General features: G+C 67.7%; 15 protein-coding genes and 2 pseudogenes. 9 read left to right on the top strand and 8 right to left on the bottom strand.

Annotated features, from left to right (window positions below):
• Positions 1-334 (top strand): tRNA pseudouridine(55) synthase TruB (locus tag AC1DK4_RS39705; RefSeq protein WP_477132218.1); only part of this gene is annotated, 334 nt, incomplete at its 5' end.
• 104 nt (positions 335-438) lie between these two features.
• Here AC1DK4_RS39705 and AC1DK4_RS39700 read toward each other — a convergent pair.
• The 4 genes and pseudogenes from AC1DK4_RS39700 to AC1DK4_RS39685 all read right to left on the bottom strand — a co-directional run.
• Positions 439-1,800 (bottom strand): annotated as a pseudogene (locus AC1DK4_RS39700) (DHA2 family efflux MFS transporter permease subunit); the annotation flags it as partial.
• Positions 1,796-3,031, bottom strand: a pseudogene (locus AC1DK4_RS39695) (EmrA/EmrK family multidrug efflux transporter periplasmic adaptor subunit); the annotation flags it as partial. The pseudogenes AC1DK4_RS39695 and AC1DK4_RS39700, both read right to left, overlap by 5 nt.
• A gap of 72 nt (positions 3,032-3,103) precedes the next feature.
• A complete protein-coding gene (locus AC1DK4_RS39690; protein WP_441623876.1) occupies positions 3,104-4,618 on the bottom strand; it encodes an efflux transporter outer membrane subunit in 1,515 nt (504 codons plus the stop codon).
• A gap of 98 nt (positions 4,619-4,716) precedes the next feature.
• Positions 4,717-5,214, bottom strand: a complete 498-nt coding sequence (locus tag AC1DK4_RS39685; RefSeq protein ID WP_441623874.1) for a MarR family winged helix-turn-helix transcriptional regulator — start codon at positions 5,212-5,214, stop codon at positions 4,717-4,719.
• Positions 5,215-5,451: 237 nt separating this feature from the next.
• Here AC1DK4_RS39685 and typA point away from each other — a divergent pair, with 237 nt between their 5' ends.
• Positions 5,452-7,272, top strand: coding sequence for a translational GTPase TypA (typA, locus tag AC1DK4_RS39680; RefSeq protein ID WP_441623873.1), 1,821 nt, complete (start codon positions 5,452-5,454; stop codon positions 7,270-7,272).
• Positions 7,273-7,358: 86 nt separating this feature from the next.
• Here typA and AC1DK4_RS39675 read toward each other — a convergent pair whose 3' ends face one another.
• On the bottom strand, positions 7,359-8,255 hold the full coding sequence (locus AC1DK4_RS39675) for a sterol desaturase family protein (RefSeq protein WP_441623871.1): 897 nt from the start codon (positions 8,253-8,255) through the stop codon (positions 7,359-7,361).
• Positions 8,256-8,599: 344 nt separating this feature from the next.
• Here AC1DK4_RS39675 and AC1DK4_RS39670 point away from each other — a divergent pair, with 344 nt between their 5' ends.
• The 3 genes from AC1DK4_RS39670 (at position 8,600) to AC1DK4_RS39660 (ending at position 12,030) form a co-directional block, all read left to right on the top strand.
• Positions 8,600-10,165 (top strand): methyl-accepting chemotaxis protein, encoded by a 1,566-nt coding sequence (locus AC1DK4_RS39670; RefSeq protein ID WP_441623870.1) that lies wholly within the window; start codon positions 8,600-8,602, stop codon positions 10,163-10,165.
• Positions 10,166-10,249: 84 nt separating this feature from the next.
• Positions 10,250-11,326, top strand: coding sequence for an enoyl-CoA hydratase/isomerase family protein (locus AC1DK4_RS39665; protein WP_477132217.1), 1,077 nt, complete (start codon positions 10,250-10,252; stop codon positions 11,324-11,326).
• Between the two features lie 143 nt (positions 11,327-11,469).
• Positions 11,470-12,030, top strand: coding sequence for an NADPH-dependent FMN reductase (locus tag AC1DK4_RS39660; protein ID WP_441623866.1), 561 nt, complete (start codon positions 11,470-11,472; stop codon positions 12,028-12,030).
• A 106-nt stretch (positions 12,031-12,136) separates the two neighbouring features.
• Here AC1DK4_RS39660 and AC1DK4_RS39655 read toward each other — a convergent pair whose 3' ends face one another.
• On the bottom strand, positions 12,137-12,358 hold the full coding sequence (locus tag AC1DK4_RS39655) for a hypothetical protein (protein WP_441623865.1): 222 nt from the start codon (positions 12,356-12,358) through the stop codon (positions 12,137-12,139).
• Positions 12,359-12,619: 261 nt separating this feature from the next.
• On the bottom strand, positions 12,620-12,877 hold the full coding sequence (locus tag AC1DK4_RS39650) for a hypothetical protein (protein WP_441643617.1): 258 nt from the start codon (positions 12,875-12,877) through the stop codon (positions 12,620-12,622).
• 457 nt (positions 12,878-13,334) lie between these two features.
• Between AC1DK4_RS39650 and AC1DK4_RS39645 the strand changes: the two genes are divergently transcribed.
• On the top strand, positions 13,335-15,407 hold the full coding sequence (locus tag AC1DK4_RS39645; protein ID WP_477132216.1) for a serine/threonine-protein kinase: 2,073 nt from the start codon (positions 13,335-13,337) through the stop codon (positions 15,405-15,407).
• A 79-nt stretch (positions 15,408-15,486) separates the two neighbouring features.
• Here the strand turns inward: AC1DK4_RS39645 and AC1DK4_RS39640 are convergent, their stop codons facing one another.
• Positions 15,487-17,433, bottom strand: coding sequence for an SUMF1/EgtB/PvdO family nonheme iron enzyme (locus AC1DK4_RS39640; protein ID WP_477132215.1), 1,947 nt, complete (start codon positions 17,431-17,433; stop codon positions 15,487-15,489).
• A gap of 488 nt (positions 17,434-17,921) precedes the next feature.
• Here AC1DK4_RS39640 and AC1DK4_RS39635 point away from each other — a divergent pair, with 488 nt between their 5' ends.
• The 3 genes from AC1DK4_RS39635 to AC1DK4_RS39625 all read left to right on the top strand — a co-directional run bounded on the left by AC1DK4_RS39635 (position 17,922) and on the right by AC1DK4_RS39625 (position 19,703).
• Positions 17,922-18,347, top strand: a complete 426-nt coding sequence (locus AC1DK4_RS39635) for a DUF4399 domain-containing protein (protein ID WP_441624373.1) — start codon at positions 17,922-17,924, stop codon at positions 18,345-18,347.
• A 159-nt stretch (positions 18,348-18,506) separates the two neighbouring features.
• On the top strand, positions 18,507-18,947 hold the full coding sequence (locus AC1DK4_RS39630) for a DUF4399 domain-containing protein (protein WP_441624375.1): 441 nt from the start codon (positions 18,507-18,509) through the stop codon (positions 18,945-18,947).
• 501 nt (positions 18,948-19,448) lie between these two features.
• Positions 19,449-19,703, top strand: coding sequence for a hypothetical protein (locus tag AC1DK4_RS39625; RefSeq protein WP_477132214.1), 255 nt, complete (start codon positions 19,449-19,451; stop codon positions 19,701-19,703).
• The last annotated feature ends 26 nt before the right edge of the window (positions 19,704-19,729 follow it).

Here is a 19,729-nt window from a genome sequence, read left to right as displayed (position 1 = left end):
CCTCACGGGGCTGCGCCGCACGGCGGTGGGCGACCTGAGCCTGGATGGCGCGGTCACGCTCGAGCAGATCGACGCGCATGACGATGCCGCGCGCCCGGCGATGCTGGCCCCGGTCGATGCGCTGCTGCAGCGCTGCGCGCCGGTGCGGCTCGAGGAAGCCGCGATGGGCCGCTTCCTGCAAGGCCAGCGTATCGCGCAGCGCGACCTGCCGGCCGGCACCGAACTGGCGGAAGGCGAACTCGCCCGCATCTATGGCGGCGAGCCGGAGCGCCTGCTTGGCGTGGCGCGCATGCGGGAAGGGGCGTTGCGGCCGGAGCGGCTGGTCAAGCTCTGAGCGGGTCGTGACCCGGCAGCGCGCGGGAAGCAAAAAAAGCCGATGCCAGTGATGGCATCGGCTTTTTTATCGGCTTATGTGTCCGGCGAGCCTGGTGGCGGCTCCTAGTGCGCCCCGGCCGCGGAGGCATCCATATCGCCTCCCTTCTTCGGCTTGGTCAGCCAGACAAAGCCGATCAGCACGAAGAACAACACGCCCGAGATCCAGAAGATGTCGTTGGCGCCGAGCATGGCCGCCTGCTGCGTGATGCCGCGCTCGATGAAGCCGTTGGCCTGGGCCTCGGTCATGCCCATCTGCACCAGGTGTTCGAGCTGCGCCCTATAGGCCGGGTTGAACGGATTGATCTGCTCGACCAGTTGCGCGTGATGCAGCGCGGAGCGGTTCTCCCAGATGGTGGTCGAGATCGACGCGCCGATCGCGCCGAAGGTGATCCGCACGAAGTTCGACACGCCCGAGGCCGACGGCATCTTCTCCGGCGGCTGGCCCGACAGGATGATCGAGGTCAGCGGGATGAAGAACATCGCCATGGCCGCGCCCTGGATCAGGGTGGGGATCATCAGCGAGCGGGTATCGACCTGCAGGGTGAAGCCCGAGCGCATCAGGCTGACCACGCCGAAGGTGATGAAGGCCAGCGTGGCGACCCAGCGCGCGTCCATCCTGGGCAGGTTCTTGCCGATGAGCGGCGACAGCAGGATGGCAAAGATGCCCACCGGCGCCATCACGATGCCGGCGTCGGTCGCGGTATAGCCGACGATGGTCTGCAGCCACAGCGGCAGGATCACCAGGTTGCCGAAGAACAGCCCGTAGGCCACCGAGATCGCCACCACGCCGGCGCTGAAGTTGCGCCCCTTGAACAGGTAGATGTCGACGATGGGATGCTTCTCGTAGCTCTCCCAGATCAGGAAGAACAGGAATCCCACGATGGCCACCACGGTCAGCACCACGATCACCGTGGAGTGGAACCAGTCCAGTTCCTTGCCCTTGTCGAGCATCAGCTGCATCGAGCCGACCCAGATCACCAGCAGCGTCAGCCCGATGCGGTCGATCGGCAGGATCTTGGTGGGGGTTTCGCGGTCGCGGTAGATCGCCCAGGTGGCATAGGCCGCGCCGAGCCCGACCGGGATATTGATATAGAAGATCCACGGCCAGGTCATGTTGTCGGAGATCCAGCCGCCCAGCAGCGGGCCCATGATGGGCGCCACCAGCGTGGTCATGCCCCATAGCGCGAGCGCCATGGTGCTCTTCTGCGGCGGATAGCTCGACAGCAGCAGCGCTTGCGACAGCGGGATCATCGGCCCGGCCACCGCGCCCTGCAGTACGCGCGCGGCCAGCAGGACTTCCAGGTTGGGCGCCACGCCGCACAGCCACGAGGACAGCACGAACAGCAGGATCGAGGTGATGAACAGCCGTACCGCGCCGAAGCGGGTGGTCATCCATCCGGTCAGCGGCACGGAGATCGCGTGGCTTGGCGGCCGGCGCCGAGACCGGTGCCGCCATCGGCTCGGCGCCTTGGCGGCCACCGTTGTTCAGGGAGATGATGCGGGCGATCAGCGCGTCGGCGTCCTGGCCGACCTTCTCATACACGTCGGTCTGCATCGGCCGTGCCACGGTGGCCTGCGCCATCGTCGCGCCTTCTTCCTTGCGCACGTCGACCGTCACGTTCATCGACAGCCCCACGCGCAGCGGATGATCCTTGAGCTGCTTCGCGTCCAGCGCGATGCGCACCGGCAGGCGCTGTACCACCTTGATCCAGTTGCCGGTGGCGTTCTGCGCGGGCAGCAGCGAGAAGGCCGAGCCGGTGCCGGCCGAGAAGCCTTCGACCTTGCCTTCGTACTCGACCTTGGAGCCGTACAGGTCGGCTTCGAGCTTGACCGGCTGGCCCACGCGCATATGCGTGATCTGCACTTCCTTGAAGTTGGCGTCGACCCACACCTGCTCCAGCGGCACCACCGCCATCAGCGGCGCGCCGGGGGCCACGCGCTGGCCGACCTGCACCGAGCGCTTGGCCACGTAGCCGGTCACCGGCGCCGGCAGGGTGGAGCGTGCGAAGGCCAGATAGGCGGAGCGCAGGTTGGCGGCGGCGCGCTGCACGTTGGGGTGCTTTTCCACCGTGGTCTGGTCGGTCAGCACCTTGTTGGAGGCGAGCTGCTCGCGCGTGGACGACAGCGCTGACAGGGCCGCCTGCAGCGCGGTCTGCGCATGCGAGATTTCCTCGCCCGAGACCGCGCCGGAACCGGCAATGGCCTCGCGGCGCTTGAGGTCTTCGCGTGCCTTGGCCACGTCGGCTTCGCGCATCGCCACGTTGGCCGCCAGCGAGCCGTTGTTGACGTAGAGCGTGCGCACTTCGCGCACGGCCTGCGCCAGCTGCGCCTCGGCTTGCTCCAGATTCACCTGCGAGTCGGCGCGGTCGAGCTGGATCAGGGGCTGGCCGGCGGTGACCAGCTGGGTGTCGTCGGCCGCGATCGAGATCACGGTGCCGCCCACCAGCGGCGTGACCTGCACCACGTTGCCGGCGACATAGGCGTCGTCCGTGCTTTCGAAGTGCCGTGCGTACAGGCCCCAGTAGATGCCGTAGGCCACGCCTGCCACCACCACCGCGGCGGTCAGGGAAAGCAGCAGGCGCTTGCGCTTGCCATTGTTGTTGACGGAAGCCGCCGGGGAGGCGGGAGTCTGGGCCGCTTGCTTGTTGTCGCTCATGATCGTCTTGTATGAATGCTGTCGGTACTGTGCGGACGCCGTGGTCCGGGCTGCTCCTGTGCGCCGGCTCGGCTAGCCGCGCGCGCCTTCGGGCTTTTGCGCGGCCGCGCCTTCGCCCTGCTCCTGGTAGCCGCCGCCGAGCGCCTTCATCAGGCCCATCTGCAGGTCCAGGCGGCGGGCCTGCAGGTCGGTGGCCAGGCGGCGCTGCTGCAGCACATTGCTTTCGGCGTTGAGCACCGTGAGCTGCGTGCCCAGTCCGGCCTTGTAGCGGATGGTCGAGAGCGAGTAGGCGCGCTCGGCCAGGCTGAGCGCTTCGCGCTGCGCGCTGATCTGCGTATCCACGCTGCGGATGCTGGCCACGGTATCGGCGGTCTCGCGCAGTGCGTCGATCAGGGCCTGGTTGTAGTTGGCTACGGCGAGATCGTATTGCGCGTACTTGCCCTTGAGGTTGGCGCGCAGCCTGCCGCCCTCGAAGATCGGCAGGGTGACGGCCGGGCCGATGCCGAAGGTGCGGCTGATGCTCATCAGCAGGTTGGACGGGTCCAGCGAGGCCACGCCTGCAAAGGCGGTCAGGCTGACTGCCGGCAGGAACTCGGCCTTCGCGACGGCGATATCCTTGCTCGATGCTTCCACGCGCCAGCGCGCGGCCACCAGGTCGGGGCGGCGTCCGAGCAGGTCGATGGTGAGGTTGTCCGGCAGTTGCGGCGTGGCGTGCGCCAGCACGGTGGGTTGCTGGATCGCCAGGCCGCGGTCCGGGCCCTTGCCCAGCAGCGCGGCGATCTGGTTGCGCGCGAGCGCGATGTCTTCGTCCACGCGCAGCAGGTCGGTCTGCGCCGAGGCCACGGTGCCGCGCGCCTGGGTGGTTTCCACCTGGGTGTCGAGGCCCGCGCGCAGGCGGTCGGTGGACAGTTGCGTGAGGTCGCGGCGCTGGGCGATCGCGCGCTCGGCCACGTCGCGCTGCGCGTACAGCGCGGCCAGGCGGGCATAGGTGCGCGCCACGGCCGTGGTCAGGATCAGGCGCGAGGCCTGGCTCTCGGCTTCCGTGGCGCGGTCGTCCGACAGCGCGGCTTCCAGCGCGGCGCGGTTCTTGCCCCAGAAGTCGAAGTCATACGAGAGGCCGGCCTGCAGGCGCGACTGGTTCTGCCACGATCCGGCCAGCCGCGTGCCGGCGAACAGGTCGGTCTCCGAGAAGCGCTGGCGCACCAGGCTGCCTTCGAAGTCCACATGCGGGTAAAGTGCGCTACGGGTGGCATCGGCCATCGCGCGGGACGCTTCCACGCGCGCAAAGGCAGCCTGCAGGCTGGGGCTGTCCTTGACCGCCTCGTCGACGAGCCCGCGCAGTTGCGCATCGTTGAACTGGTCGACCCAGTCGAGCGTGGGCCACTGGCCATGCTCGCCCGGCAAGACCTGGGCGCTGGCGAGGGAGGTGGGATCGGTGACGGTCTGCGTGCTGTGCGAATTGCCAAAGGCGGCGCAGCCGGCCAGGACCGCGGCGGCCAGCGCGCTCAGCGCCAGCGCGCCGGTGCGGCGGCCGGCCGCGCGCGCGCGCGGCGACAGTGCGGAAAAGGAGGAGGGTGCTTGGTTCATCTCGGTGCCCTGCGAGAGAGCGTCAATGTTGCTTTTATCGTGGAAGAACGTGAATCGAGCCGGCGTGAGAGCCTGACCGTGGCTCGCCTGCGCCGCGCCTACCCGCTGTTGTTGCCGATGATCCGGTGCAGCATCGAGCGGAAGGTCTGCAGTTCCGCTTCCGAGAAATCCCGGAAATGCCGGTTCAGCACGCGGCAGTAGATGCCCGGCAGCGCTTCGAGCAGCGCCCGCCCGCTGGGGGTGATCGATACATCCACCACGCGGCGGTCGGCGTCGCTGCGCTGGCGCTCGATCAGGCCGCGCTTTTCCATGCGGCCGAGCAGGCGCGTGACCGAGCCCATGTCGGTGCTGAGTTCGCGGCCCAGGTCCGTGACCGTGTTGCCGCGCCCGGCCGCCAGCATCATCAGGCAGGTGGCCTGCGCATGGGTGATGTCCAGGCCGTTGACCTCCTGCTCGACCTCGTGCGCGAGCACGCTCTTGGCGCGCGCAAGCAGGTAGCCCATGCTTTCGCCCATGCGGTATTCGGCCGGGTCGAAAGGGTGGGTATCGAAGGAGGCGGGGTGATTCTGGAGGTCGGGCCGGTTCTGCTCGGACATGTCTGGCAGGTGCTTGTCGCTGCAATGTTTGCCGTGACAACTATATGTTCACGGTTATCAAATCGCAAGGTTGGCAATTTGCTATTGCGATATTCGCAACAATCGTGGTTTGCGGACGCTTTGTCTCCTGCGCACCACCTGACGGGGAATACCAACGTCGGACTCGGGTTTTGCGCCGCAACATGCTATAATCTCGGGTTATCTTTTGATGCTCAGCCCCACAAGCGAGACGCTGCAATGACCCGCGCCATCCGCAATATCGCCATCATCGCCCACGTCGATCATGGCAAGACCACTCTGGTCGACCAACTCCTGCGCCAGGCAGGGACCTTCCGCGACAACCAGCAAATGGTCGAGCGCGTGATGGATTCGAACGACATCGAAAAGGAACGCGGGATCACCATCCTGGCGAAGAATTGCGCTGTCGAATACGACGGCACCCACATCAATATCGTCGATACCCCCGGCCACGCCGACTTCGGCGGTGAGGTGGAGCGCGTGCTGTCGATGGTCGACGGCGTGCTGCTGCTGGTCGATGCCGTCGAAGGCCCGATGCCGCAGACGCGCTTCGTGACGCGCAAGGCGCTGGCGCTGGGCCTCAAGCCCATCGTGGTGATCAACAAGGTCGACCGCCCCGGCGCGCGTCCGGAATGGGTGATCAACCAGACTTTCGACCTGTTCGACAAGCTCGGCGCCACCGACGAGCAGCTCGACTTCCCGGTGATCTACGCATCCGGCCTGAACGGCTATGCCGGCCTGACCGACGATGTGCGCGAAGGCGACATGAAGCCGCTGTTCGAGACCGTGCTGGCCAAGGTGCCGGTGCGCGACGACAACCCGGACGGTCCGCTGCAGCTGCAGATCATCTCGCTGGACTACTCCAGCTATGTCGGCAAGATCGGCGTCGGCCGCATCTCGCGCGGCCGTGCGCGCGCGCTGCAGGACGTGGTGGTCAAGTTCGGTCCCGAGGGCAACCCGATCAAGGGCCGCATCAACCAGGTGCTGAAGTTCCAGGGTCTCGAGCGCGAGATCGTGCCCGAAGCCGAAGCCGGCGACATCGTGCTGATCAACGGTATCGAAGAACTGGGTATCGGCTGCACGGTGTGCTCGCCGGACGCCCAGGACGCGCTGCCGATGCTGAAGGTGGACGAGCCCACGCTGACCATGAACTTCTGCGTCAACACCTCGCCGCTGGCGGGCCGTGAAGGCAAGTTCGTGACCAGCCGCCAGCTGCGCGAGCGCCTGGACCGCGAGCTGAAGTCGAACGTGGCCCTGCGCGTGCAGGAAACCGGCGACGACACCATCTTCGAAGTGTCGGGCCGCGGCGAGCTGCACCTGACCATCCTGCTGGAAAACATGCGCCGCGAAGGCTACGAGCTGGCCGTGTCCCGTCCGCGCGTGGTGTTCAAGGAAATCGACGGCGTCAAGCACGAGCCGTATGAACTGCTGACCGTGGACGTCGAAGACGGCCACCAGGGCAGCGTGATGGAAGAGCTGGGCCGCCGCAAGGGCGAACTGCTCGACATGGCGTCGGACGGCAAGGGCCGCACCCGCCTGGAATACCGCGTTCCGGCCCGTGGCCTGATCGGCTTCCAGGGCGAGTTCCTGACGCTGACGCGCGGCACCGGCCTGATCAGCCACATCTTCGACGACTACGCGCCGCTGCGCGAAGGCGGCCTGGGTGAGCGCCACAACGGCGTGCTGATCTCGCAGGACGACGGCGACGCCGTGGCCTACGCGTTGTGGAAGCTGCAGGACCGCGGCCGCATGTTCGTCAAGCCGGGCGATGCGCTGTACGAAGGCATGATCATCGGCATCCATAGCCGCGACAACGACCTGGTCGTGAACCCGATCAAGGGCAAGCAGCTCACCAACGTGCGTGCCTCGGGTACCGACGAAGCCGTGCGCCTGGTCACGCCGATCCAGATGTCGCTGGAATACGCGGTGGAATTCATCTCCGACGACGAGCTGGTCGAAATCACGCCGAAGAGCATCCGCCTGCGCAAGCGCCACCTGAAGGAGCACGAACGCAAGCGTGCTTCGCGCGAAAGCGTCTGAGCGCCTTCGCCGCAGCTTTGCCGCAACAAAAAACCGCGCCTCGAGCGCGGTTTTTTGTTGTCCGGCGTCAGCCCGCGCGATAAGGCTCAGGCGTCGGAGCCCCGTTCGCCGGCCAGCGCCCCGGCGCCTCGCGCCGGACCGGTCGCCACAGCCTCGCGCGGGTTGCGCCATTCGGGCGGCATCCACAGGTGGCGCGGGTCGCGGTGGCGCCATGCATCGGCGAACATGTCGCGCCATTCGTGGAAGGTCAGGGTGATCGGATTGTGGCTGGCGATGCGGCGCGTGATGCCGTAGTCGGGCGCGTCCTCCTCCGGCACGAACGACCCGAACAGGCGGTCCCACACGGTCAGCACGCCGGCATAGTTGCGGTCGATGTACTGCGGGTTCCTGGCGTGGTGCACACGGTGGACCGAGGGTGTGTTGAGCAGCCATTCGATGCGATGCCAGCGCCTGCCCAGGCGCGTATGGACGAAGAACTGGAAGGCCAGGTTCAGCCCTACCGCCAGGATCACCCAGTCTGGCGTGAAGCCGATCAGCGCCAGCGGGATCCAGAACAGCCACATGCCGGAGAGCGGGTAGGTCAGGCTCTGGCGGAAGGCGGTCGAGAAATTCATGCCTTCCGATGAGTGGTGCGTGACATGCGAAGCCCACATCCAGCGCACGCGGTGGCTGGCGCGGTGGAACCAGTAGTAGAGGAAATCCTGCAACAGCAGCAGGAGCAGGAAGGACCACCACGTCTGCGGCACCGCCTGCAGCCCGTGCTGGTAGCACCAGCCATAGACGGTACGCACCATCAGCCACAGGAAGAACGCATCCGACGCCTGGTGCATCAGCGCCAGCGCCGCGTTCGAGGCGCTGTCGCGCAGGCTGTAGACGGACGGGTCGCGCCGCACCCAGTACCAGGCTTCCGCCCCGATGGTGAGCAGGAACACCGGCGCAAACGCCAGCAGGATCAGGCCGGGATCGATGGTCGACTGTGTCATCCGTCAAGTGTTGCCGGTTTCGGGCGTTTTTTCCTGGAGGGCATCCTCTATACGCTCGTCCGGTGCCTTCGCGGACGCCGGCGAGCGGGCCGTGCGGGGACAGCATACGCCTCTCTTCGGCACCTGCGGCAGTCGGCACCCGTCCTCCCGATTGCTGACGATTCTGCAGGACTGAATATCTCCGCGCGCGGATTCAGGAACGACCGCGAGCGCCGTTGATAGCAGGGCGGCTGGATTCGGGGCGCACAAGGGGCCGCGCCCAGGGGCGCACCCAGGGCCGCACGCAGCGCCGGACACGAGCGCAAGCCAGCCGCGCCAGAGCCAGATCACAACGGGGAGCCATCATGTTTCGCAACACTTCCATCGGATCCAGATTGTGGATCCTTACCATCGTCGCCAATGCGCTGCTGCTGATTGTCGGCAGCGTGGGCTGGCTGGGCATGTCCCGCAGCAACGACGCCACGCGGCAGATCTACCAGCACCAGCTTGCCGCCGCGGTCAGCCTGGCCGAGGCGCGCTCCAACCAGTTGCTGGTGCGCGTGCTGCTGGACCAGGCCACCTTCGCCACCGACCCCGCCGATGCGCGCGCCCGCGCCGCCCTGGCCGAAGGCTTCGCGCGCCAGTCCGACGTGGCCTGGAAGGCTTACCTGGCGCTGCCGCGCGCCGCCGGCGAGGCCAAGGCCGCCGACGATGTCGCGGCCAAGCGCGAGGCGCTGTTTGGCCAGGGCGTGTCACCGATGGTCGCCGCGCTGCAGCGCGGCGACCGCGAAGCCGTGATGGGCTTCGTGCTCGATACCATTCCCAGGCTCGATATTGCCTTCACTGCCGTCAACACGGAGCTGGGCAAGCTGCAGCTCGCCAGCGCGCAGGCGGTCTACCAGGAATCGCAGGACCGCTACATCATGCTGCGCACCCTGTCGCTCGGCGCGCTGGCGCTGGGATTGTGCTTCAGCACGGTGGTGGCCTGGCGCCTGCGCCGCTCCATCGTCGGGCCGCTGGACGTCGCCGTGGCGCGCTTCGAGCGGATGGCCGCCGGCGATTTCTCCGCGGGCCGTGCGGCGCACGCCGATGCCCACGCGCAGGACGAGCGCAGCGAGACCGGCCGCATGCTTGCGGTGCTGGGCCGCATGCAGGCCAGCCTGGCCACGATGGTGGCCGAGGTGCGCGGTGGCGCGGATGCCATCGCGGCGGCCAGCAGGCAGATCGCCAGCGGCAACGGCGATCTCTCGCAGCGCACCGAGCAGCAGGCGGCTTCGCTGGAGGAGACGGCCTCCAGCATGGAAGAACTCACCGGCACCGTGCGCCAGAACGCCGACAGCGCGCGCGAGGCGAACGCGCTGGCCAGCGATGCCACGGGCCTGGCCGAGCGCGGCAGCGCAGCGGTGGCGCGCGTGGTGGACACCATGCAGGCCATCGACGCCAGCGCCAACAAGATCGTCGACATCATCGACGTGATCGAGAAAATCGCTTTCCAGACCAATATCCTCGCGCTCAACGCCGCGGTGGAAGCCGCGCGCGCGGGCGAGCACGGCCGCGGCTTCGCGGTGGTGGCCGGCGACGTGCGCGATCTCTCGCAGCGCTGCGCGGGGGCCTCGAAGGAGATCCGCGCGCTGATCGGCGATTCGGTGTCGCGCGTGCGTGCCGGCGGCGAACTGGTGGGCCAGGCGGGGCAGGTGATGGAGGAGATGGTGGGGGCGGTGCGGCGCGTGAGCGGCATCATGGGCGGCATCAGCGCAGCCTCCGACGAACAGTCGCGCGGTATCGAGCAGGTCAACCAGGCGGTCGCGCAGATGGATGGCATGACCCAGCAGAACGCCGCGCTGGTCGAGCAGGCGGCGGCGGCCGCGGCGTCGCTCGATGACCAGGCGCAGCGGCTGACCGGCCTGATGGCGGCTTTCCGCGTGGCCTGAACGCGGCGCAAAGCGCCTGGTGCGGCACGCCCGCGCACCCCTGCTGGTGTAAAGTCGAGGGTTGCATTCGTGGAGATAGAGACAATGACAGACCTGGTCACCAGCGAGATCCGGGGCGGCATCGGCTACCTGACGCTGAACCGCCCGCAAGCGCTCAACGCGCTTTCGCTCGAGATGATTCGCGCCATCACCGGGGCGCTCAACGCATGGGCCGTGGCGCCCGAAGTCGCGGCCGTGGTGATCGCCGGCGCGGGCGGCAAGGCCTTCTGCGCGGGCGGCGACATCCGCTTCTTCCACAAGGCAGCGCTGGCCGGCGACACCACGCTCGACCAGTTCTTCGTCGAGGAATACGCGCTCAACCACCTGATCCACCGCTATGCCAAGCCCTATATCGCGCTGATGGACGGCGTGGTGATGGGCGGCGGCATKGGCATCTCGCAGGGCGCGCGCCGCCGCCTGGTGACCGAGCGGACCAAGATGGCGATGCCGGAAACCAATATCGGACTGTTCCCCGACGTGGGCGGCGGCTGGTTCCTGTCGCGCACGCCAGGCCGCATCGGCGAATACCTGGGCCTGACCGGCGCGATGATCCATGCCGCGGACGCATTGCATGCCGGCCTGGCCGACGCCTACCTGCCCGGCAACGCCCTGGCCGAACTGGTCGACACGCTGCGCGCGCGCCAGTTCGCCGACGGCGACGCCGTGCTGGCCTGCATCGATGCCGCCACCGCCGCGCACCGCGACGCATGCCAGCCGGACCGGAGCCAGCTCGCATCGCTGCAAGACGACATCGACCGCCTGTTCGCCGGCGCGTCGGTGAGCGATATCGTGGCAGCGGTGAGCGACGCCGGCACCGACTGGGCCGCGCAGACCGCCGCCATGCTGCGCAGCCGCTCGCCGCTGATGCTCAACGTCACGCTCGAGCAGGTCCGCCGTGCCCGCACCATGACGCTGGAGGACGAACTGCGCATGGAGCTGGACATGATGTACTACGTGTTCCGCCACGGCGACGGCGTGGAAGGCATCCGCGCGCTGGCGGTCGACAAGGACCACGCGCCCAAGTGGCAGCCGCCGCGCCTGGACGAAGTGCAGCGCGATCGCGTGCGCGCCTTCTTCGACAGCCCGTGGGCGCATGGCGAGCATCCGCTCGCGGCGCTGTAGCAGGGCGCCGGGCGGTTCCTTTTCGCGCAATTGGATTAGAGTGACGACTGGACCCGCCGCGGGCATGCCGTGCTGCCTGCGGCCTCCGGGTCCGACCAGCATCACTCCGACACCATCATGCCGTGAACGTGAAAGGAATCGCGATGAGCAATCCCCGTGATGTAGCCGTACTGGTAGGCAGCCTGCGCAAGGAGTCCTTCAATCGCAAGCTGGCCGTCGCGCTGGCCGCGATGGCGCCCGCAGGGCTCAAGCTCGAGATCGTGGAGATCGGCCAGTTGCCGCTCTACAACCAGGATGAAGACACCAGCCCGCCCGCGCCATGGGTGGCATTCCGTGACCGCATCCGCCGCGCCGACGCCGTGCTGTTCGTCACGCCGGAATACAACCGCTCGGTGCCGGCGGCGCTCAAGAATGCGATCGACGTGGGCTCGCGCCCCTATGGGCAGAGCGTCTGGGACGGCAAGCCGGGCGGCGTGATCAGTGCCTCGCCGGGTGCCGTGGGCGGCTTCGGCGCCAACCACCACCTGCGCCAGTCGCTGGTGTTCCTCAACATACCGGTACTGCAGCAGCCCGAGGTCTATCTCAGCGGTGTCGACAAGCTGTTCGACGCGCAGGGCGGCATTGCCAATGAATACACGCGCGGCCTCCTCGGCAAGTTCCTGGACACGTTCGCGGGCTGGATCGAGCGCAACGCGCCGCGCTGAGCGCCGGCGGCGCGCGACATGCAATGCTGCCGCGCAAATGCTGACGCCCGCTGCCGACGGGGCAGCGGGCGGGAGGGCAGGTTATCGCTGCCTTGCGCTCTTCGTTCTACTTGCCGCGCTTGATGTCCCCGGCCGGCCGCACGTGCGCGGCTGCCAGCGGCTGGCCTGGAAAGCCCCCCGGATAGCTGATGACGCGCAGGCTCGCCCCGGCCCTGCGCACCGGCCATGCATGACCGGCGCGGGTTCTCGCGCCGCCTGTGATCGCCGCCATGGCTTCCCTGTCGAGATCCACGTTGTCCGGCAAATCCTTGATGACGATAACGGCCATGACTTCCTCCTGCAGGGTGCGAAGGCCGGCTCGTTGTTGAGCGTGTTGACGTTGATGCTCTGCAGCTGGGCGATGTTCTGGTTGACGTTGACATTGACGTTGGCCACCGGGCCCAGTCCCTGCATCCAGGTGTTGGCGCCGCCGCGCACCGCGGCCAGGGACTTGCTGTCGAGTTCTTGGGTCAGCGCGAGGTCGCGCACGGTGATGGATGACATGATGCTGCTCCTTGAATGCAGTGATGGCCGGGGGGGGCGGCGACGATTAGCGGTAGATGTTGTTCTGGGCGTTCTGGGTCGAGTTGACATGCGACTTGATGTCRTCCGCGAAGGCCGTGTTGTTGCCGTTCATGTTGACCACGTTCTGGGTCTGGCCGATCAGCTGCGAGGCGTTGAAGGTCGAGTCGAGCTTGACCGAGCTGAACACGGGCATGAAGGGCACGAAGCCGCCGCGCACGSYGCGCATGGCGCCGGCGTCGAGTTCTTCGGTGACGGACAGGTCCTTGATGGCGATGGTAGTCATGGCAGTTCTCCTGGAAGGCGGTTGGCCAGCTGGCCGGGTATCGATTGGGACTTCGGTTCGTTTGCTGTCGAGCATCTTTGCTTCGCTCGGGAGGTACAAACGCATGGAGTGTGCCAAGGCAGGCCATGTCGCCGGAAATTGTCCGCAAAGCCAGGCTGGCACTGGGCTTCGGCTGCTTCGCTGCACATGCGGCGTACCCGCGGGCGGGCCGGCGGTGCCGTGGGCTGACGGGCCGCGGCCAACACTGTCGCCGCTTGTGTTCGCTTGCGCACGACACCTGGCGCAAGACAGGCCTGCCACGAGGCGCATGCGCCGCGCGCGGCCGTTGATGCGATGCACGGGGGGTTTGCGATTGCCATGAGTGCGCACTAGTATCCATCGTGGGCAGGTACTCGCTGGAGAATGGCGAGTGGGCGCTCAATGCGCAACTTCGCGCTACTACGTCGCGGCTGCATCGATGCCTAGCATTCCGGACCTGATACGAACCTTCCAAAGCGGTGGTCTGTCGCACGAAGAGCTATTTGCCCGCATCGACCGCACCCTGGCCGCCGACCAGGCCAGCGCGCGGCAGCTGGCGGAAATGCTCAGCGAGGAAAACACGCGCGTGCCGTTGCCGCCGGGCGTCTATGAAGAGGTGCTGCGCCGCATCGAGCGCCRCAGCAACACGCAGTTCGAGGAGGGTGGCGAGGAGACCCGCATGGAGACCGGCCCGGCGGGCGGTGCGTCCATGCCTTCCACGCCTTCGTCGCCTTCGGCCGGCGCCTCGGTCGCGGCGGCCGGCGGCCAGGCCATCCCGGCCGGCGAGCCCGTCAAGGGCGTGGGCGATACGCTCAATGGCCGCTTCGTACTGGAGGAATGCCTGGGTGTGGGCGGCATGGGCACGGTTTTCAAGGCGCTCGACCTGCGCAAGCTGGAAGCCTCGGACCGCAAGCCCTATATCGCCATCAAGGTTCTCAATGTGCAGTTCCGCGGTCACCCGAAATCGCTGATCGCGCTGCAGCGAGAGGCACGCAAGGCGCAGACGCTGGCGCACCGGAACATCGTCACCGTCTACGACTTCGACCGCGACGRCTCGGTGGTCTACCTGACCATGGAGTACCTGCAGGGCAAATCGCTCAACCGCATCTTGCGCGCGCCCGATTTCGCCGGCATGCCCTACGGCAAGGCGCTGCCCATCATCACGGGGATGGCGCGCGCGCTGTCGTACGCGCACGAGCGCGGCTTCGTCCATTGCGATTTCAAGCCCGCCAATGTGTTCATCACCGACAGCGGCGAAGTCAAGGTGATCGACTTCGGCATCGCGCGCGTGTTCCAGCAGCCGGCCGACGATGCCGATCCCACCGTCTTCGATCCCGGCACGCTGGGGGGCATGACGCCTGCCTATGCCAGCCCCGAGATGTTCGATCACAGCGAGCCGGATCCGCGCGACGATATCTATGCGCTGGCCTGCGTGACCTACGAACTCCTCACCGGCCGCCACCCGTACGAGCGGCTTTCCGCCAACCAGGCGCGCAGCGGCGGCCTGAAGCTGCAGCGGCCGAAGACGCTCTCGCGCGGCCAATGGCGGGCGCTGCGCGCTGCCTTGTCGTTCGATCGCGCCACGCGTACGCCGACCGTGGCGCGCTTCCTGGCGGACCTGGGCGCCGAGCGTTCAGGCATGCCGTCGCTGGCCAAGCTGGGCGCGGCCTCGCTGGCGGGCCTGCTGGTGGTGGGCGGCGTGGGCTATTTTGCGTGGCGCACGCGCGGCGCCGCCGATGTCAAGACGCAGGCGGAAGCCCCGGCCGGCGCTGTGCCCCCCGCCGGGAACAAGGCACCCGAGCAACCGCCGGCGCGCGCGGAAGCCGTGCCGCCGCGCGCCTTGTCGATGCCTGCCGTGGCGGCCGTGCTGGCGCGCGCGCCTTGCTCGCTGCTGGCCGCCTCCGCGCACGGCGAGCACGAACTGCAGGTGCGCGGGTTCGTGGCGGAACGCTTCGGCGTCAAGCGCTTGAAGGAAGACCTGGGCGCGGTGCCGGGCGTGCAGAGCGTGAACCTGGAAGTGCAGCCGCTGGGCGACGACAAGTGCGACGTGGTCAAGCTTGTCTCGCCCTACTGGTCGGGGCGCCGCAGCGGGGATGCGCTCGCCACCATCCGCACGCGCGCGCCCGGCGGGCAGCTTGCCGAAGGCACGCCGCTGATCGTCGATATCACCACGCCGCCATACGATACCTACGTCTACGTGGACTACTACATGGCCGACGGCAAGGTCGTGCACATGGTGCCGAGCGCCCGTTCCAAGGCCAACCAGGCGCCGGCGAGCTATAGCGCCACAATCGGCAGCCTTGGCGACTGGGTGATCTCCAAGCCGTTCGGCACGGAGCTGATCGTGCTGCTCACCGCGCCCGCGCCGCTGTTCGACGCGCTGCGGCCCGAAGCGGAGTCGCGCCAGGACTATCTGCGCGCGCTTGACCGGCAACTCGGGCCGATGGCGGCCAAGCATGGCGAGGACCGCATCGGCGCGGACATCGTGCAGATATCCACCCGGCCGCGCTAGGCGCCCGGCGCGCTTCGCTGCCGGGCCCGTCCGCGGCCTGCTTCGGGCGGCCTGCTTCGGGTGGCCTACTTCAGGCGACCTACTTCAGGTCGCGCACCACGCGGAAGCCGTTCTGCGACTGCCGCACGCTGGCGCTGTACTTGAAGCGGGTGGAGGAGAGCATGTAGCTCGCGCCTTCGTGCCACGAGCCGCCACGGATCACACGCACGCTGCAGCCGGGGTCGTCCCAGGCGCGCCCGTCCACCGGCGCGTTCTTGTAGGAGATGTGCCAGCAATCGGCCACCCATTCCCATACGCTGCCGTTCATGTCGTGCAGGCCAAAGCCGTTGGCGGCGAAGGAGCCGACATTGGCCGGTGTGTCGGCGTTCCACGGGTCGCCGCAGTCCTTGCAGTTGGCGGTGCCCTTGCGCATCTGGTCGCCCCACCAGTAGAGCGTGCTGGTGCCACCGCGCGCCGCGTATTCCCACTCGGCCTCGGTGGGCAGCCGGTAGGCCTTGCCGCTGGTCTTGCTCAGCCACGCCAGGTACTGCTGGGCATCGTCCCAGCTGATGTCGCGCACAGGCGCGTTGCGCGCCGCGCCGGCCACCGTGGCGATGCGCTGGCAGCCGCCGGCATCGGCGCAGGCGCTCCATTGCTCGACGGTGACCTCGTACTTGCCGATGGCGAAGGGCTGGCCGATGGTCACGCGGTGCGGAGGCTTCTCGGTCGGGTCGCCACCGTTGCTGCCCATGGTGAAGCTGCCCGCCGGCAGGCTGTGCAGCACGGGACAGGCAGGGCAGTCCTTGAGCTCGCCGGGCTTGATGTCGACCGTGACGGCGCCGCTTGCCACTGCCCGCTGCGAGCCGGGCGCGGGCGTGCTGGCACCGGCCGTCGCGCCGGGCGGCGCAGTTGCCGGCGCACTCGCCGGCCCCTGCACCTTGCCGCTCTGCGCGCGTGCCGGGGGCGGCGTGACGGTGCCCTGCGCGGCAGACGGCCCTGTCGACGCGGACCCCGGGCGGGACCGTTCGGGGGGGGCGGCGGGGGTGCCCGTCTCGGGCTTGGCGCCGCTGGCGCGCAGGCGCTCGATGCGGGCCCGTGCCAGCGGTGCGAAGCGGCCATTGGGGTAGGCCTTCAGGTACGCCTCGTAGTCGCTGGAGAAATTGCTGTTCTTGATCGATTCCCAGAAGGTCAGTTCGTACTGCTCGTCGCTGTCCTTGGGCAGGATGCCGCGCTGTGCATATTGTAATGGCGACACCCGTGTCGGTCCGCCGGCAGGCGCTGCGATGCCACCGGCGCCGGCATCCCCGGCCGCCACGCGCGCCGCAAGCCGCAACGGTGCCGGCAACGACGACGATATCCATGGTTGCTGCCCGAGCCCGGTCTGTTGGCTGACGATCTGGCCGGCACGGCGCAGGGCGGTCTCGGCATCGGTCCCGGGCATCCGCATCGCCTGCAGCAGCGCGGCGGTGAAGGCGCCGTCGCCGGCGCGGGCGCCGGGCGCCGTGGCGTAGGCGATCACGGTTGCGGGGGGCGCGGCCGGCGGCATCGCCGTCGCGCCGCGATACGGATTGTCCAGGCAGGTATCGAGGATCAGGATATTGCGCCCGCCCGGGCGCGCCGCCGGCATGCTCGCCAGTATCGTGCCCAGTTCCGTCGCGCCGGTCAGCAGCCGGTGGGGCGCGTCGCCGCGCACGTCGACGGGAAGCAGGAGCGGCCTGTCGCCGACTTCGATGCCGTGGCCGGCGAAATAGAACAGGCCGACGCCGCCCTTGCCAAGGCGTTGCCGGAATTCGGCAAGCGCCTGCGCCATGCCGGCGCTGTCGAGGTTCTCGCGCAGCATGACGTCGAAGCCGAGCGCTCCGAGGGCCTGTCCCATCGCGCGCGCATCGCTGGCGGCGTTCGGCAGAGGGGCATCAGCGTATGCGGCATTTCCGATCACGAGCGCCAGGCGCGCCTCGCTGCCTGGCTCCGGCGTTCCGGGCGCGGCTGCGGCAGGGAAGGCCGTGGCCAACCCGATCAGGCACACGACAAGGARTTTTCGCCACATATGCAGGCCTTGTTCGTACGGCGCAGAAGTKCATCGCCGCGCCGCGTGCCGATGGTGTCACGTGGTCGGCGAAACACGATGATGCCGGGCCATCGCGCCGGGTCCGGGGTTTGCCGTGCGAAGGCAAGATGCCGCGCTGGCGATACCGGGCTGGCTCAATCCACCATAGCACAGCGATTGTGAATCCGGAGGTGCTTTGCGACGCCGGGTGGCGCAGCGGGCGCACCATCCGCCGCGTGCGGCGCGGGCCGGGTAGCGTCAAGTATCTTTTTACGGTTTTCCGTTCTAAGCTGAATGACGAAAATGCAGGGCGCTGATCAAGAGCAAGAATCCACGCCGCGCTTTCGAGAATTCGCGAAAGAGTGAAAAAGGGTGCAGGAAGCCCCGCCGGTGCCTTGCCGGCGCGCCTGGCGCTTGCCGCGTTGCCATGCATGTGCCGCCGCGCACACGCGCGCTGCAGCACGGACCGTCGTAGGGAGGCCTTTCACATGCACAGGCGAACCGTGCTCGGCACCATGGCAGCATCGCTGCTGGCTGCGTTGCCTTCGATCTCGTTTTCCACGCCGGCTCCACCCAATGCCGAGGCCTACATCATCTGGCCGCCCGACGGCGCCGTGATCGAGGGCGGCAAGTTCTGGGTGCGCATGGGCCTGCGCAATATGGGCGTCGCCCCCAAGGGCGTGGAGATGGCCAACGTCGGCCACCATCACCTGCTGATCGACACCGATCTGCCGCCGATGGACAAGGAAATCCCCAACGACCGCAACCACCTCCACTTCGGTGCCGGCGAAACCGAGGCGCGCATCGAGTTGCCGCCAGGCAAGCACACGCTGCAGATGCTGCTGGGCGATGCGAATCACAAGCCGCACGATCCGCCCGTGTACTCCAAGAAGATCACGATCACAGTTCGATAAGAGGCACGATCAAAAAAGATCCTGGCGTCGTTGCACAGCCTTGCCGTACTACCGTGCCGTCTGCGGCCGCGCGCCTTGCCAGGACCGCTTCGCTTCATGCTTGACGGTGCCTGTCAGGCCCGGACCGCCATCCCGGCGGCACCCAACGGGAGAGAGTTCATGCGTAAGCTCATTCTGGGCGCTGCGCTCGCAGCCAGCCTGCTTCTGAACGGCGCGATGCCGGACAACGCGGTGGCCGGTCCCACGCCGGCGCCGCCCAATGCCTACCTGTATATCGGCTTCCCCAACAACAACCAGGTCCTGCCGGCCGGCAAGCCGATCAAGGTGTGGTTCGGCCTGCGCGGCATGGGCGTGGCGCCGCGCGGCGTGAAGTTCCCGAACAGCGGCCATCACCACCTGCTCATCGATACCGATCTGCCACCGATGGACAAGGAGATCCCCAACGACCGCAACCACCTGCATTTCGGTGCGGGYGAAACCGAGACCACCATCGAACTGCCGCCCGGCAAGCACACGCTGCAGTTGCTGATGGCCGACGACAAGCACATCCCGCACAATCCGCCGATCTACTCCAAGAAGATCACGATCTACGTGAAGTGATCTCGCCGGGCGCACCAGGGGCGTTGCGCTAGCCGGGCCACAAGAGCCCGGCGCACCGCCGCCGCGCGGCGCCATTCCCGGCATCGTCCCGCGCTTCGTTTCCCCGCCGCGCCCTTCTGCGCTTCCTTCATTTCCCGCATTTCCTCCCGTTCCTGCGCCGCCATCGCCGCCGCCATGAATCCCGGTCGCCGCGAGTGCCGACCCTGACGTGTGTTTTCCGCTGCTGTCTGTTGCCCGCGAACACCCGCGCGCCATTGTGTTGGTCCACGCCCGTCAGCGCACTGCCGTGCCAGCTGGCGCGCGCACCGGTTCCATGTGCTGCGCCAAAGAAAAAATCCAGGCGGGGACTGGGTTTGCGGGCGATCCGCGCCGACATGGCCCGCCTTGGCACACTCCATGCGTTTGTACCTCCCGAGCGAAGCAAAGATGCTCAGCAGCAAACGAACCGAAGTCCCAATCGATACCCGGCCAGCTGGCCAACCGCCTTCCAGGAGAACTGCCATGACTACCATCGCCATCAAGGACCTGTCCGTCACCGAAGAACTCGACGCCGGCGCCATGCGCGCCGTGCGCGGCGGCTTCGTGCCCTTCATGCCCGTGTTCAGCTCGGTCAAGCTCGACTCGACCTTCAACGCCTCGCAGCTGATCGGCCAGACCCAGAACGTGGTCAACATGAACGGCAACAACGCTGCCTTCGTGGACGATATCAAGTCGCGCGTCACCTCGACCCAGAACGCCCAGAACAACATCTACTGAGCAATGCGCGGCCGCCACCGGCGGCC

It is taken from the genome of Cupriavidus sp. 05N38 (genome assembly GCF_056397345.1).
This window is presented reverse-complemented; position numbering and strand designations above follow the sequence as displayed.

Coding starts and splice junctions, on each gene's coding strand:
- AC1DK4_RS39690 (WP_441623876.1), bottom strand. CDS start 4,618: ATGAACCAAGCACCCTCCTCCTTTTCCGCACTGTCGCCGCGCGCGCGC.
- AC1DK4_RS39685 (WP_441623874.1), bottom strand. CDS start 5,214: ATGTCCGAGCAGAACCGGCCCGACCTCCAGAATCACCCCGCCTCCTTC.
- typA (WP_441623873.1), top strand. CDS start 5,452: ATGACCCGCGCCATCCGCAATATCGCCATCATCGCCCACGTCGATCAT.
- AC1DK4_RS39675 (WP_441623871.1), bottom strand. CDS start 8,255: ATGACACAGTCGACCATCGATCCCGGCCTGATCCTGCTGGCGTTTGCG.
- AC1DK4_RS39670 (WP_441623870.1), top strand. CDS start 8,600: ATGTTTCGCAACACTTCCATCGGATCCAGATTGTGGATCCTTACCATC.
- AC1DK4_RS39660 (WP_441623866.1), top strand. CDS start 11,470: ATGAGCAATCCCCGTGATGTAGCCGTACTGGTAGGCAGCCTGCGCAAG.
- AC1DK4_RS39655 (WP_441623865.1), bottom strand. CDS start 12,358: ATGGCCGTTATCGTCATCAAGGATTTGCCGGACAACGTGGATCTCGAC.
- AC1DK4_RS39635 (WP_441624373.1), top strand. CDS start 17,922: ATGCACAGGCGAACCGTGCTCGGCACCATGGCAGCATCGCTGCTGGCT.
- AC1DK4_RS39625 (WP_477132214.1), top strand. CDS start 19,449: ATGACTACCATCGCCATCAAGGACCTGTCCGTCACCGAAGAACTCGAC.